We start from the raw sequence: 14,867 nt of genomic DNA on the forward strand, positions 1-14,867 counted from the left end.
CGGATTCGCTCAGACGATGAGCCCGGCCGGGTCTTTTCCGTCGAGCACATCGATGACGGCTTGGGCCGCGGCCAGGCCAGCACGTTCACGGGCCTCGACCGTCTGACCGGCCAGGTGTGAGGTGATCCAGACGTTGTCGAAGTTCCGCAGCGGGTTGTCTTTCGACATCGGTTCGGTCTCGAGCACGTCGAGGGCGGCACCGGCGATCTGACCGTGGTCGAGCGCGTCGACGAGAGCGGCCTCGTCGATGAGTGACCCGCGGGCGGTGTTGATGAGGAACGCGGTGTCCTTCATCGCCGCGAATCGGTCGGCGCCGATGATCGGGGTGCCGGTCGCTCGGGCGTGGAGGGTGAGGTAGTCGGACGCCGCGACGACGGTGTCGACCTCGGCGAATTCGATGCTCGGGGCCGCCTCGGCGTCGGGGTGGGAGGTGCCGACGATGACTTTCATACCCAGGGCCGCACCGATTGCGGCGATCGCTTTTCCGCTGGGACCGTAGCCGATGACGCCGAGGGTCTTGCCCCGCAGTTCCCTGCCGGCGGTGCGCGGCCACTGACCTGCGTTGGTGCCGGCGATGACGTCGCTCAAGTGTTTGGCGCAGTTGAGCATGAGGGCGAGCGTGAGCTCAGCGACGGCGTGGTGGTTGACGCCGGGGGTGTTGGCCACGTGGATGCCGAACTCTTTGGCCGCGGCGGAGTCGACGGAATCGTACCCGACTCCGCTGCGGGCGACGATCCGGAGGTCGACCGCCTCGGCGAGCATGTCACGGGTGATCGGTTCGCTCGCAACGATGGCGCCGATCGCGCCTTTGAGGAGATTGCGCTGTTCATCCTCGGTGCGCGAACCGGCTGCCGGGGAGTAGACGGGGTCGAGTCCGTGTTCCCGCAGCAGCCGGTCGACGCTGTCGCCGGGGCCCAGGTAGTCGGTGGTGATGACGATGCGACGGCTCATGATGGTGAGCCTATCGCGTGCCTCACTTGAGTGCGCCGAGCACCTCGTTGAACGCCTCGGTGGCGGAGGGGTGGGTGTAGATCGTGTCGCGCAGCTCGGTCGCGGTGACGTCGTGGCGCATGGCGAGCGCAACGGTGTTGATGACCTCCTGCGAGTGCACGTGGACGAGTGCCGCGCCGAGGATGAGGTCCGTCTTCGCGTCGACGACGAACTTGACGATTCCGCGCGGGTCACCTTCGATCTTCGCCCGCGGTGCGGCGGCGATATCGGCCTGCAGCTTGGCGCCGACCTTGATCTCGCAGCCTTCGTCGCGAGCGGCCTTCTCGGTCAGGCCGACGCGGGCGACGGGCGGGGTGAGGAACATCGTGTACGGCACGGACCCGCGGTCCTTCGTCGACCGTTTGCCCTCGCCGAGGAGCTGATCGGCGAGGATCCGGTTATCGTCCAGCGAGATATAGGTGAACATCGGTCCACCGTCGACATCGCCGAACGCGTACACGCCTTCGGCGGAGCTGCGCAGGTACTCATCGGTGACGATGAACCCGCGGTCGTCGGTGTCGATGCCGGCCTGTTCCAATCCGAGCTCCGCGGTGGCGGGTTTGCGTCCGACGGCCAGGAGGACCGCCTCGGCGTCGATGGTCCTGGTCTCTCCGCCCACCTCATAGGTCACGGTCGCGGCGTCAGCGCCGTCGTCGACAGCGGTGACGGAGGCGTCGTTGACGATGGTGACTCCGTCGTCGGCGAGGGCCTGGGCGACCACCTCGGCGACGTCATCGTCCTCGTTGGCCAGCGGGCGGGGTCCGCGGTCGAGGACGGTGACCTGCGAGCCGAAGTGGGCGAACATCGATCCGAATTCGAGTCCGATGTAGCCGCCGCCGACGATGACGAGGCGATTCGGGAACGGGTCGACGTGCTGCAGGGACTCGGAGTCGTGGATGCGGCCGCCGAGTTGGGCGCCGTCGATCGGTGGGATGTTCGCGACGGATCCGGTGTTGACGACGACGGTGTCGGCGGTGATCGTCATGGTGTCGGCGCCGCCGGTGACGCGGATTTCGCGTTCGCCGGTGAACTCGGCGCGGCCGCCCACCAGCAGCACCGAGTCGAGGTCGGCGAGCATCGAGTGGTTCTTCTTCCGCATCGCGCCGGTCAAGGTGTCGCGGCGTTTGACGGCCTTGGCGAAGTATTCGTCGGTGTCGTCATCGGCGCGTTTGTTCTCAGCATCGTGGACGAGGATCTTCGTGGGGATGCAGGCGATGTTGATGCAGGAGCCGCCGATCATCATCTCCGACTGCTCGACGACGGCCACCTTCTTGCCGGCCCGAGCCATGGTGCCGGCCAGAGTCTTGCCGCCCTTGCCCCAGCCGATGACGAGGAGGTCCACGTGCTCCGTGCGGTCGGATCCGGTGGGGGTCGAGGAGGGAGTGGCTTCGGTCGAGGCTGTCGTGGTTTCGGGCGAGGTGGCTTGCTGTGTCACTGTCTCTGTGGTCATGCTCTGTACTCGCCCCTTATTACTACCCGACGGCGGCCCAGCAACCTGGCGCGAGGTTGCTGGGCCGCCGTCGGGTAGTAATTAGGAGCGGGCGGTGGACAAGTCCTCTCGGAAGGCTCGGCCTGCCGCGCCCAGGTCGCCGCATGAGGTGATGAAGCGGAAGCCCTGTTCCCGACGCAACCGAGCCTCCTCGCCGTCGCCGCAGTGGATTCCCGGGACCACCCCGGCTGTGACGGCAGCTGTGCGGATCCGTACGAGCGCCTCGGCGTGGGCCTCGTTGTGCTGGCCGGGCAGCGCACCGACGGCGAACGCGAGATCCGACGGGCCGACGTACACCCCGTCGATTCCCGGCACGGCGCAGATGTCCTCGACCGCGGCCAGGCCCTCCTCGTTCTCGACCATGACGAACAGGAGCGGCCGCTCATCCCGAGTGTCCTGCACTGCGCCGTGCATGATCTCGGCTGTCGGTCCCCATGAACGGTCCCCGCCCCGCGAGGGATAGTCGAGCGCGGCCACCGCGGCCCGTGCCTCCTCGACCGAGGACACGAGCGGGACGATGATCGCCTCGACTCCGGCGTCGGCCAGCGCACCGATCTCCGTGAATCGGTTCGCCGCGACCCGCGCGGTCACGAGCGCGTCCCCGCTGGCGCGCACGGCATCGGTCAGCCGCAGCACATCGGTGGGCCGCACCAGCCCGTGCTGCAGGTCGAGGCAGACATAGTCGAATCCGGCCGCCGACCCGGCCTTCGCCAGCTCCGGACTCGTCGACATCATCCACAGTCCGTTGTAGATCTCCCCCGCGCGCAGACGGGCCCGATGGTTCTCAATCGCAGCAGTCATGACTGCATAGAATCACGGAATCCCACCGCCCACCAGGGGCGCCCGATATCCGGATGAACCTCGCCGAGGCGGCCCATCCCTGCATACGAATCATCGATCACTTCGCCGAGGCGGCCGTGGACATCCGTGCAAGCGATCCTCTCGCACGAAACGTCGTCCCGCCTCGGCGAATGGACGATGCGGGCGAGTCCTCAGCCGTCCTCGAGAAGCGTCACTCTGCAGGGCTGTCCTCGAGGAGGGGCCCGACGACTCGGTGTCGGGCGATGACGAAGGGGGCGCTGGACCCGACTTCGAGGAGTTCGAGGTCGAGGCGACGCGGCAGCAGCGGCCGCCCCTTGCCGAGGACCACCGGCGCGGTCCACGTGATGATTTCGTCGAGGAGTCCCTCGTCAGCGAACTGACCGGCGAGGTCGCCGCCTCCTATCACCCACAGGTCATGGTCGCCTGTGGCGGTGCACATTTCGAAGTAATGGTCGGAGACCGAGCCCTTCGCGAATCGGATGTCGGGAGTCTTCCCGTCCTTTCCTGCTTCGGGCAGGGAGAGTTTGCGGTGCGTCATCACCCACGCGGGAACCTCATAGGGCCACGGTCCGTCGAGATTGCGCAGCACCCATTCGTACGTCGTCGCGCCCATGACGATCGCGCCGACTCCGTCGATGAACCCGTCGTCCGGCGGTTCTTCGGTCTGGCGCAGCAGCCATTCGAGCGAGTCATTCGGGTCAGCGATGAACCCGTCGAGCGTGGTCGCGGTGTAGTAGACGGTGCGTGACACGAGCAGTCTCCTCCTGAGTCGGTCTCCTTTTCATCCTATTGGTCCGATGCTCTCTTGCAGCAGTTCGGCGTCGGTTCCGTCCGCTGACAGAACCGCCGCCGATCAATGCGACGGCATCCTGCCGCCCCTATACCTCCTGGGTCCGCAGCGCCTCGGCGATGTATTCGGCCTGCCGGATCGCGAGCGCCACGATTGTCAGGGTCGGATTCGCCGCGGCGCCGGTAGTGAAGACCGATCCGTCGGAGATGAAGAGGTTCTTCACGTCATGGGTGCGGCCCCATTTGTCGACGACGCCGTCTTCGGGACGTTCGCTCATCCGTGCGGTGCCGAGGTTGTGCGTCGACGGATAGGGCGGAGTGTGGTGGGAGGTCCGCGCACCGACCGCCTCGTAGACTCTCTGACCTGCGGCGTAGGCATGTTCGCGCATCGCCAGGTCATTGGCGTGATCGTCGTAGTGGACGTTCGGCACGGGCAGACCGTTCGTATCCTTGACCGTCGTATTCAGCGTCACCCGGTTACTCTCCTGCGGCATGTCCTCACCGACGATCCACATTCCCGCCGTGTTGAGATACCGGTCGAGCAGCGCCGCGAAGTCCGGTCCCCAGCCGCCGGGCTCGACGAAGGAGGCCATGAATGCCGGGCCCAGCGAGATCGTCTCCATGTAGTAGCCGCCGGAGAATCCACGGTCGGGATCGTGGATCGACTCGTCGGCGATGACTCCGGCCATCGTCTCCCCGCGATACATCCGCACCGGCTTCTCGAAGTGGCCCCACACGGTGCCGGTCAGGTGACGCATATAGTTCCGGCCCACGTGTCCGGACGAGTTCGCCAACCCATCGGGGAAGGACGGTGTGCCGGAGAGGAGGAGCAGCCTCGGCGTCTCGATCGAGTTGCCGGCCACGCACACGATCTTCGCGGCCTGGCGGTGGAGGTTGCCGTCCTTGTCCAGGTAGAGCACGGCATCGGCCCGACCATTGGCATCGTGGGTGATCTGCACGGCCTGGGACTCGGGTCGCAGATCGAGCAGCCCGGTGTCCGCCGCCCGCGGCAGCTCTCTGACCAGGGTCGACCATTTGGATCTGTTCTTATCGCCCTGGAAGTTGAAGCCGTCCTGGATGGAGGCGGGACGGCCGTCGTATTCTTCGGCGTTCGTGGCATACGGGCCGGTGGCGTAGAACTTGTAGCCAACTTCCTTCGCCCCTCCCGCGAAGACCTTGTAGTTGTTGTTCGCCGGCAGCGGCTTCCGGCCGTGGACATGGGTCGAGCCCATCGCCTTCTCGGCCCGGTCATAGTACGGGGCCAGCTCCTCGAGCGTGATCGGCCAATCGAGCAGGTTGGCGCCGTCGACGCGACCGTAGACGCTGCGGGCTTTGAACTCATGAGCCTTGAACCGCGGCGTCGCCCCCGACCAGTGGGTCGTCGTTCCGCCCACGGCCTTGACGATCCAGGCCGGCAGGTTCGGGAAGTCGCGGGCGATCCGCCACGATCCCGTCGTGGTCCGCGGATCGAGCCAGGCCATCTGGTTGAAGGCTTCCCATTCGTTGTTGACGTAGTCTTCGTTGCGCAGGTACGGCCCGGCTTCGAGGACGACGACGGGGATGCCCTTCGCGGTGAGTTCGTAGGCCAGCGTTCCGCCGCCGGCGCCGGATCCGACGATGACGACGGCCTCCTCGTCCGGGTCGACGCTGTATCCGGTCACACTGCGTCCGGCCTCGGCACCGGCACCGCGTCCTGTGTTCTCAGCGGTCATCACTTCTTCACCTCTCCCATCTCGACGCTCTGCGGCGCGGGCTGATTGGTCGAATCGTCACCGGCGGCGCTGCCGCTGCCGACACGCATAGCCCCGTCACCGAGCTCGGGAATCGGCTCGTCCTCGGGGTAGATGATCCGCGGTTCTGGCAGCCAGTCGAGATCGTCGAACCCGCGGTTGATGTAGCCGCCCTTGTCGAACGAAGGTCCTTCGTAGCCGAGCGTCTCCCACACTTCCGTATCGTCATAGAGGTTGAGCACTGCGGTGCGGCGGACGAAGCCGAAGAACTCGGTGGATTCGACCCGGCGCAGCACCTTGAGCGCGGAGTCGTCATCGAGTCCGCAGAAGTTCCCGTCGGAGAGCTGATCCAACGACAGCAGCCCTTGGATGAGAGCCACGCGGAACCAGGTCTCCTCGTCGGCGGCGATGAGGATCTTCTCCGCGGTGCGCATATACGGCCCATCGGGGAAGTCTGCGTGCGGGAATGCCACGCGCAGCACTCGGATGAGGGTCTGCTTCGCCTCGTCCGTCATCTCCATCGCATTCAGCGATGGGTATTTTGCAGGGAATACCATCGGATGCTCCTTTGCTCCACTCGGCCGGCGGCATCGACGCACGCCCGCCACTGACCTGACACTAGCAACCTATGTGATCCGCAGCACCGTGGACTATCCTCATTCTCACCACATGAAAAAGTCGATCGCCGAGGCGGCTCCACCGTTCCGCACCCACGACCGTTCCCGTCCCGGCGGGGACGGACCCGGTCCGGCGGCCGGGGCCGGATGCCCACCGCCGAGGCGATCGCACAGTCAGGAGACCGCGTGTCGAACAGTGCCGTGATCCAACGAACCTTCTCCGTCCTGGAGGCCGTCGCCGCTTCGGGCTGTGCGGCCGCGAAGACCGTGGCCACCCGCCTCGAGATCCCGCTGCCCACCGTCTACCGACTCCTCAACGAGCTCGCCGATTCCGGGTATCTCGTCTACCTCAAGGACACCAAGCGCTTCGAGCTCGGCCCGAAATGCTTCGAACTCGGGCTGTCGTTCCAGCAGCGCCTCGTCGCTCCGCATCCGATTCGGCAGATCACCGATCAGCTCCACCGGTCACTGGGCACTGCTGCCTATTTCGCGATCTACCGCGGCTCGGACATCATCCTCACCTACTGCTCCGACTGCGAGAAGCACCCCCGTCTGCGGCCTCTGCGCTTCGGTTTCCACGAGGCGGCGCACGCCACCGCTTTCGGCAAGATCCTCCTGGCCGGAATGCCCGAACCGCAGCGCACCGACTACCTCGAGGCGCGCGGAATGCAGGTGCTCACCCCGCAGACGATGATCAGTCGGGAGGCCCTCGACCCCCACCTTGCCGAGGTGGCCACCCGCGGAATCGCCTGGGAGCACGAGGAGTTCCTGCCCCGTCAGACCTGCGCGGCCGTGCCGGTGCGCAATGGCACGGGAATGCAGGTCGGAGCGATGGCGATCAGCACGCCTTCATCGAAGATGGTGGGGCGGGCGAAGGAGGTCGAATCGACCCTGCGTGAACATGCGGGCCTGGCGTCGAGCTACCTGCGCGGCGGGTCGGTCACCGTCCCCGTCGCCGAACACGCCTGACCCCCAGCTTTATCGCCAGATGAGAAGAACCGTGTCCTCCGGCTGCCGACTCTGCTGAGAATGATCGTGCTCGCTCACAGTTGAGAACTCAAGGAGGAGAAATGGGCACGAGCAACAGCGTCGCAGTCGTGACGGGGTCCGCACGGGGAATCGGTCAGGGCATCGCGCAGAGGCTCGGAGCCGATGGCCATCACGTCATCGTCGCCGATCTGCCGAGCATGCAGGACGGGGTGGCGGAGACCGTCACAACGATCGAAACGGCAGGTGGGAAGGCCACCGGCGCCGAGGTGGACGTCACGGACGAGGATTCGCTGAGCCGCCTCGTCGAGGTTGCCGTCGATGCGGGAGGGAAACTCGACGTCTTCGTCGCGAACGCCGGAATCGCGCAGGTCGAACCCCTCATCGACTATTCGAAGGCCGACTTCGAGAAGATCGTCGACGTCAATCTCACGGGCGTCTTCCTGTCGTATCAGGCTGCGGCGAGGCAGATGATCGAGCAGGGCAACGGCGGCAAGATCATCGGCGCCGCCTCGATCGTCGCGTTCCGTCCCTTCGCGCTGCTGTCACCGTATTCGGCGACGAAATGGGCGGTGCGCGGACTGACCCAGGGAGCTGCGATGGAGTGGGCCAAGCACGGCATCACTGTCAACGCCTACGGTCCCGGCATCGTCGGCACCGCGATGTGGGATCTCATCGATGAGAAGCTCGCCGCCGAGGAGGGCCTGGCCAAGGGTGAGGCGATCAAGAAATATGCTGGTGACATCCTCATGGGCCGGGTGTCCGTGCCCGAGGACGTCGCCAGTCTCGTGTCGTTCCTCGCCAGCGAGGATTCCGATTACATCACCGGGCAGACCATGCTCGTCGACGGCGGGATGCAGTTCTCGTAAAGTCGTCCCAGTGAGGGGTGCAGACACCGACACCGCCACACCCACATCTCCACCCGAGAGAACAACCACAGAGAGAAGGAAGAAGACATGATCTTCATCGTCGTAAAGTTCCCCGTCAAGCCCGAACTGGCCGACCAGTGGCCCGAGCTGACCCGCGAGTTCACCGAGGCGACCCGTGCCGAACCGGGCAACAAATGGTTCGAGTGGTCGCGCAGCCTCGATGACCCGAACGAGTACGTCCTCGTCGAAGCCTTCGACGACGATGCCGCGGAAGCGCACGTGAAGTCCGACCACTTCCAGGCCGCGACCGCCACGGGCGGGCCGATGCACTCCGCACTGACAGCGACCCCGAAGATCATCTCCCGTCAGATCGACGGCGACGATTGGGATGCGATGGGCGAGCTGCAGGTCGACTGATCCCCCACCGAGGCGGCCGTCCCCGATCGGGACGACCTCATCCGCCGAGACAGCCGCGCGGGTCCGCTGATGCGTTCAGCGGACCCGCGCCAGGTTCCGGGCACCGCCCTGCCCACCAGCTTGGTGAACCTGCAATAGCTCGGCCCCTGCACTAAGCCGCTGGAGGTTCACCAAACTGAAGGCTCACCTCTGCGGCAGGTAGGCCTTCTGGCTGTCGACCCATTCGTCGAGCACGTTTGCGCGGTCATCGAATTCTGCGGTCGGGAACGCCAGACCCTTCGTCGGCACACTGGCGCCGAGTTCGACGAGCAGCGGACGCAGGGTCGTCTCCACCGCGAGCGTGTGCGCCGGGGACCCGATCGTGAAGACGGGGATCGCGGTCAGCCCATGCAGACCGCCAGCGTCGTACCGGTCGAGGAAGGCTTTGAGCAGTCCGGTGTAGCTGGCCTTATAGGTCGGCGTGGCGATGACGGCGTAGTCGGCGGTGGGCAGACGCTCGGTGAGTGTGTTGAGGCGGTCGGACTTCCACTCGAAGATCTGGTCGGTTACCTCGGCGAGTTCGATGGTTTCGTCGATCTCGGATCCGGTCACCTCGGCGATCTTGGCGGCGAGGTCTTCGGCAACTTGGCGGGTTCGCGAATTTGGGCTCGGGTTGCCGACGACGATGGCGATGCGTGTGGTCATAAGGGGGTCCTCTCCTCGAGTGTTCACCGGGTCATTGCGCCCAGATACCCACACTAGAAGCGGTCAGCCGCTGCGAAAGCGTTGCCGTTCATCTGTCGTCATCGCAGCGACGCTCGGGGTCGCACACATGGTTCCCCGAATCAGCGGGAACAGATTGTCGTTTCACGGCTCGAAAATCTACATTCTGCTCCCGCAGAATCGGACCCCTTCGGCTCCGTAGAACCACCTGCTACCTGCCGCCACCGCCAGCTTTCTGCTCCAGGTGATACCGAATCTTCCGCTCAAGCTCCGCCCTGCTCATCTGGCTCGTCACCCTCAGCACCTCCCAGCCCTCGTGCCGCAGTGCCTCGTCCCTGGCGATGTCGCTTGCCCATTGTGATTTGGACAGCAGGTGGTGTTCACCTTCGTATTCGAGCGCCAACTTCACGTGGGGATAGCCCAAATCCGGCTCGACCGTGCGGTTGAGCAGACGACAGTAGACCTGTGGATGGACCACAGGTTCCGGCAGTCCACGACTCAGTGCCCACAGTCGAAGGTTCGTCTCCTGCGGCGAGTCAACGTCTTCCCTGATCAATGACAGTGCTGAGTCGACCTGCGCTCGCTGCCTCAGGTAATTCCGCTGTGTGCTCTTCGTCCTCAGGAACTCGAGGCTGCACAGCGGCGGACCGTGCCATCCGCCGACGATCGCATCACCGAGGGCAACGAGCTCGTCGCGGGTCAGCTCGGCGCTGAGATCGAGGAAGACCCCGACAGGCGAATGCATCGGCAGTTCAAGCCAGTACCCGGCTTCCTCACGCGCGTGTCGGCGTACGGTCGTCCCCTTCCGCGCCACCTTCCTGTCCGGGTCGAAAGTGACCAGGTGCAGGTGCTCATCGATGAGTCTGTGCGGCAGTGGCAAACCGAACAGTCGCGCGGCCGTGGCACCCCCTGCGACGATCCTGGGAACGACCACGGTCATCGCCCTGAGCCGAAGGCTCTCCTCCATCCACTTCTCGTCGGCCCAGCTCGGAGTCGGGTGCTCGACACATCTCACCTCATCCCGGTGGATGCCCGCCAAGACGGCGCTGAAACGCGGGTCATATCGCAGATGATGCCGGCTGATTCCCCGTTCCTCGGCCTCACTGGTTCTGAAGAGTGACGGGTAGCTGCGATGCTCGATGAGGAGGTCCATGACCAGTAGGAGAGTCGGATACGTTCCCGGCCGCAAGGCACCGGCCTCCACCCTGTGGACGCCGCTGACGTCTCCACAGGACGCCGACACGCGAGTCCGGATCCGTGCACAGCTCTTCGACGCACGAGTGACGCCACCTGGCCTTCCCTCCAGAACCGGGCCGTCAGGCAGACCCTCCGGGATTTCCCGGGAGAAGAATGTAGAGATCTCGAGCCGAAACCGACATTCTTCTCCCGCCGATGCCCAGGCCCACACCGGAGATGCTTGCTCTCCCCACAGGTATCGGCGCATGAGTGGGCACTCGCACTCTCCGGCAGCTCGCCGCGTTTACTCCCCGACTGTGCCACCGGCGGAATGGTCCTCCCTACTCCCCCGCCTGCTTCCGCGCGCCCAGCGCCAACCGGGCGATATCGCGCAGCACATCGAGTTCCTCGCTGCCGTCGAGCAGCGCCCGCAGCTCGAGGGCGGCCCGGCTGAGCAGGCTGCGATAGGCGCCGGCGACGTTGTCCGGTTCCCGCGTCAGCGGGTAGGACACACAGAGGGCGAACACGATCGCACCGACGGTGAAGGCCACACTCGCCGAGGCGGTCCCGGCCACCCGTGCCTGCTTGGTCGCGTAGAATTCCGCCGGATTTCCCGGCCCGCACAGCGCCAGGGCAGCCGAGCCGCCGTCGACGAGCGGGAGCACCGCACCGACTCCGCGCGAGACGCGCAGCTCATGATCGGCTTCGACGTTGCGCACGCACACGCGATCCTCACCGACGCGGACCCACAGCTGCACGGATTCCCCGGTCATCGTCCGCAGATGGTCGAGCACCGAGTTCGTCGTGGCGATATTGCGCCTGCCCGGGAAGGGCCCTAATCGCAGCAGCCCCGAGGAGTCACGGACGATGAACTTGTGCGCCCGCAGGTCGGTCAGCAGCCGATACGTCGTCGACTTCGAATAGCCGAGTCGGCGGCACACCTCCGCAGCCGTCATCGGCGAGTCCTGGAGGACTTCGAGGATGGCCGCACTGCGGTCGATGACTCCGATCTCCGCCGGCACCTGTTCAGAACTCTTCATTCCCACTCCTCACGACACCGTCACATCGGCGAGCAGTTTCCGCCGGGACACCCACCACCGGAAGATGATGGGTCCGATGATGCCTGCCACCATGAGGATGATGATCGACAGCGACACCGGCCTGGTGACCAGCGGCGCGAACGATCCACCGGAGATCTGCAGCATGCGCCGGAAGTTGTCCTCGAGCAGCGGCACGAGCACGAGCGCCAGGATCGCCGGAGCCAAGGGGATGCCGCCCTTCTCCATGAGGTAGCCGATGACTCCGAAGATGCCGAGCATCATCAGCCCGAACAGACTGAATTCGATGGCGTAGGCGCCGATGACCACAAGCACGAGGATGGACGAGAAGAGGATCTCCTTGGGCATCTTCAGCAGCTTCACGAAGACCCCGACCAGCGGCAGGTTGAGGATGATGAGCGCGATATTGCCGATGTACATGCTGGCGATGATCGTCCAGATCAGACCGGTCTCGTCCCGGAAGATCAGCGGCCCTGGCTGCAGGCCGTACATCGTGAACACGAAGAGCAGCAGCGCCGTCGTCGCCGAACCCGGGATGCCGAGGCTGAACAGCGGAATCATCGCACCACCGACACCGGCATTGTTCGCCGCTTCGGGGCCGGCCACACCCTCGATGGCGCCGTGACCGAATTCGTCCTTACGCTTCGAGATCCGCTTCTCCATGATGTAGGACATGAACGAGGCCAGCGACGGACCGACTCCGGGCAGGATGCCGATGATGAAGCCGACCACGGAACCGCGCGCCCACGGGCCGGCCGACCGCTGCCAGTCTTCCTTCGTCATCCACTTGTCGTTTCCGAAGCTCTGAATCTCGTCCTTCGCCCCACGTCCGAGCGCGAGATTGCGGATCGCCTCGGGGATGGCGAAGAGCGCCATCGCGAAGATCGTGAAGTCGATCCCGTCGGAGAGCAGATCCATGCCGAAGGTCTGCCGGGGCAGTCCGGTCTGGAAGTCGAGTCCGATGAGGCCGACGGCCAGACCGATGAAGATCGAGATGAGCGCCTTGGCTCGCGAGCCCGCCGACATCGTCGAGGCGAGCAGCAGGGCCGTGGCCATGAGCAGGAAGTATTCGGTGGCGCCGAAGACGTTCGCGAGCTTGACGAGGACGGGTGAGAGGAACGTCAGCCCGATGATCGCCAGGGTGCCGGCGAGGAACGATCCGATCGCCGCGGTCGCCAGGGCGGCCTTGCCCCGACCTCGGCGAGCCATTTCGTAGCCCTCGATCGCGGTCACCGCGCTGGCTACCTCACCAGGGGTTTTGATGAGCGTAGCGGTGATCGAGCCGCCGTACATCGACCCGTAGTAGATTCCGCACAGCAGGATGAGACCGTGCACCGGCTCCATCCCGAAGGAGACCGGGATCAGGATCGCGATCGCGGAGATCGGTCCGATTCCCGGCAGCACTCCGACGACGGTGCCCAACAGCACGCCGAGGAGGGCGAAGGCGAGGCTGACCGGCTCGAGCGCCGAGGCGAAGCCGCCTCCCAGATCGATGAGAGTGTCCATGCCCGCCCCCTAACCCAGGATCCCGACTGGCAGGTACACGGCGAGTCCGTAGACGAACGCCGCGTAGACCACGACCGCGAAGAGGACGGAGAAGATGAGGTTGCGGATCCACTTCTCAGGCGCGTAGATGCTGGTCAGCCCCATCAGGAACGCCGCCGTCGACAACAGGAATCCGACCGGGATGAGGATCGCCAGATAGACGAAGAAGAGCGCGAACTGGAACACGACCTTGCGCACCTGCGGCTCCGGCGGGGCTTCGAGGACGATCCCGCCGACCCCTTCCTGAGCTGAGGATCGGTCGGCGGTTTCAAGGGATGATTCCCCCGCCGAGGCGGCCGCACCGTCCCCATCCCCCGCCGACTCAGCGGGTCGTGCCGACCGGGCCGACTCAGCGGGCCCCGTGGACCCGGGCCCCGCCTCGGCGAGGCTGTCCTTCCGGTGCCGGACGACGGCCTGGCCGGCGAGGAAGAGGCCGAGCACGATGAGACCGATCCCCACGATGGCGGGGAAGGTGCGCGGGGTGACGATGTTCGCGGTCTCCTGGATGGAGAACGTCGCGATGTAGTACACCGCGCCGATGACGGCCATGGCGCCGCCGGTGATGAGGTCGGTGCGGAAAGCGGTCATTTGCTGTTGCCCAGGTCGGTCTCCTTGACGCCTTCGGCGACCGTCTTCGCCGCGTCGTCGACGTAGGCCTGTGCGTCGTCGCCGGTGTGGAACTCGGTGGCCCACTGGTTGTTCTTCAGCGTCTCCTGCCACGCGTCGGACTTGCTCACGTCTTCGAGCGCCTTGGCCCAGAAGTCCACGGCTTCCTGCGGCATCTCGGCGGGTCCGTAGACTCCGCGCCAGTTGCCCAGGGTCACGTCGTAGCCGGAGTCCTTCGCGGTGGGCACCTTGTCGAAAGGTGCTGCCAGCGGTTCCTGGGCGAAGGTGACGAGCGGTTCGATGTCACCGGCTTCGATGACGGAGCGGAATTCGCTCATACCGGCGATGGCGACCTTCGCGTCTCCGTTGAGCATGGCGGTCGTCTGCTCTCCGCCGCCGTCGTAGTTGACGAAGTTGATGTCGGCGGGGTCGACGCCGGCTTCCTTCGCGAATAGGGCGAACGGCAGCGTGTCGTCTCCGGCGGCTGCGACGGTGACCTTCTGCGGGTCGTCCTTGAGCGCCTTGACCAGGGCGTCGAGGTCCTTGAAGTCCCCGTCCTTCGGGGTCACGACCATGAAGTCCTCGACGTAGAGGGTGGCGATGAGGGTTGCATCCTCGGGGCCGAATTCGCAGAGGTTGCGCGCCTTCATCGTCTGGCTGGCCAGGGAGGTGATGGCGATCTGATCGTCCTTGCCCTTCTCCTGCCGCATCATCGACGTCAGCCACGAGCAGCCGGTGCCGCCGGGCTTGTTCTGCACGGGCAGCGGCGTGGAGACGATGTCCTCCTTCTGCAGCGCCTCGACGAGGGCGCGCGCGGTGGTGTCCCAGCCGGATCCGGGTTCGGCCGGAGCGGTGACCGAGACCGGTCCCTTCGGATAGTCTCCGCCCTCGCCCGGTGGCTGCGCCTTGTTTCCGCAGGCGGTGGCAACGAGGGCGACCGAGGCGAGCACGGCCCCGATCTTCGCCGCGCGCTTGCGGGTGCTCGTCGACCCCTCCTTCGCCGAGGCGGCCGTCCGTGTCCGTGTGATCGTCGTTGATCGCATGAGCTGTCCCCTTGTGTGTTCGGTTCT

General features: G+C 65.6%; 15 protein-coding genes. 3 read left to right on the plus strand and 12 right to left on the minus strand.

The window, feature by feature from the left end:
- Positions 1-9: 9 nt before the first annotated feature.
- The 6 genes from HK353_RS07835 to HK353_RS07860 form a co-directional block, all read right to left on the minus strand.
- Positions 10-951: a phosphoglycerate dehydrogenase gene (locus HK353_RS07835; RefSeq protein WP_173154873.1), complete on the minus strand. Its 942-nt coding sequence runs from the start codon at positions 949-951 to the stop codon at positions 10-12.
- 22 nt (positions 952-973) lie between these two features.
- Positions 974-2,440, minus strand: coding sequence for a dihydrolipoyl dehydrogenase family protein (locus HK353_RS07840; RefSeq protein WP_173154876.1), 1,467 nt, complete (start codon positions 2,438-2,440; stop codon positions 974-976).
- A gap of 81 nt (positions 2,441-2,521) precedes the next feature.
- Positions 2,522-3,280, minus strand: a complete 759-nt coding sequence (locus tag HK353_RS07845) for an HpcH/HpaI aldolase family protein (protein ID WP_173154879.1) — start codon at positions 3,278-3,280, stop codon at positions 2,522-2,524.
- 211 nt (positions 3,281-3,491) lie between these two features.
- Positions 3,492-4,052, minus strand: coding sequence for a dihydrofolate reductase family protein (locus HK353_RS07850; RefSeq protein ID WP_173154882.1), 561 nt, complete (start codon positions 4,050-4,052; stop codon positions 3,492-3,494).
- Positions 4,053-4,179: 127 nt separating this feature from the next.
- Positions 4,180-5,802 carry a GMC family oxidoreductase gene (locus tag HK353_RS07855; protein ID WP_173154886.1) on the minus strand — a complete coding sequence of 541 codons (1,623 nt, stop codon included), beginning with the start codon at positions 5,800-5,802 and terminating at the stop codon, positions 4,180-4,182.
- Entirely contained in the window at positions 5,802-6,377 is a 576-nt protein-coding gene (locus tag HK353_RS07860; RefSeq protein WP_173154889.1) for a hypothetical protein, read from the minus strand. The genes HK353_RS07855 and HK353_RS07860 overlap by 1 nt, the downstream gene beginning before the upstream one ends.
- A 246-nt stretch (positions 6,378-6,623) precedes the next feature.
- On the opposite strand from HK353_RS07860, the gene HK353_RS07865 reads away from it, so the two are divergent.
- From HK353_RS07865 to HK353_RS07875, 3 genes are all read left to right on the plus strand, one after another.
- Positions 6,624-7,406: an IclR family transcriptional regulator domain-containing protein gene (locus HK353_RS07865; protein WP_173154892.1), complete on the plus strand. Its 783-nt coding sequence runs from the start codon at positions 6,624-6,626 to the stop codon at positions 7,404-7,406.
- Between the two features lie 101 nt (positions 7,407-7,507).
- Positions 7,508-8,293: an SDR family oxidoreductase gene (locus HK353_RS07870; RefSeq protein ID WP_173154895.1), complete on the plus strand. Its 786-nt coding sequence runs from the start codon at positions 7,508-7,510 to the stop codon at positions 8,291-8,293.
- Positions 8,294-8,380: 87 nt separating this feature from the next.
- Positions 8,381-8,710, plus strand: a complete 330-nt coding sequence (locus HK353_RS07875) for a putative quinol monooxygenase (protein WP_025777470.1) — start codon at positions 8,381-8,383, stop codon at positions 8,708-8,710.
- A 183-nt stretch (positions 8,711-8,893) separates the two neighbouring features.
- On the opposite strand, the gene HK353_RS07880 is transcribed toward HK353_RS07875, so the two are convergent.
- From HK353_RS07880 to HK353_RS07905, 6 genes are all read right to left on the minus strand, one after another.
- Positions 8,894-9,394 carry an NADPH-dependent FMN reductase gene (locus tag HK353_RS07880; RefSeq protein ID WP_173154898.1) on the minus strand — a complete coding sequence of 167 codons (501 nt, stop codon included), beginning with the start codon at positions 9,392-9,394 and terminating at the stop codon, positions 8,894-8,896.
- A gap of 229 nt (positions 9,395-9,623) precedes the next feature.
- On the minus strand, positions 9,624-10,565 hold the full coding sequence (locus HK353_RS07885; protein ID WP_173154901.1) for a hypothetical protein: 942 nt from the start codon (positions 10,563-10,565) through the stop codon (positions 9,624-9,626).
- 364 nt (positions 10,566-10,929) lie between these two features.
- Entirely contained in the window at positions 10,930-11,628 is a 699-nt protein-coding gene (locus tag HK353_RS07890) for a helix-turn-helix domain-containing protein (protein WP_173154903.1), read from the minus strand.
- 9 nt (positions 11,629-11,637) lie between these two features.
- Positions 11,638-13,152, minus strand: a complete 1,515-nt coding sequence (locus HK353_RS07895) for a tripartite tricarboxylate transporter permease (protein WP_139467820.1) — start codon at positions 13,150-13,152, stop codon at positions 11,638-11,640.
- A 9-nt stretch (positions 13,153-13,161) separates the two neighbouring features.
- Positions 13,162-13,779, minus strand: a complete 618-nt coding sequence (locus tag HK353_RS07900) for a tripartite tricarboxylate transporter TctB family protein (protein WP_173154906.1) — start codon at positions 13,777-13,779, stop codon at positions 13,162-13,164.
- Positions 13,776-14,840, minus strand: a complete 1,065-nt coding sequence (locus HK353_RS07905) for a Bug family tripartite tricarboxylate transporter substrate binding protein (protein WP_173154909.1) — start codon at positions 14,838-14,840, stop codon at positions 13,776-13,778. Before HK353_RS07905 ends, HK353_RS07900 begins: the two co-directional genes overlap by 4 nt.
- Positions 14,841-14,867: the final 27 nt, after the last annotated feature.

The organism is Brevibacterium permense (assembly GCF_013280495.1).
Taxonomy (GTDB): Bacteria; Actinomycetota; Actinomycetes; order Actinomycetales; family Brevibacteriaceae; genus Brevibacterium; species Brevibacterium permense.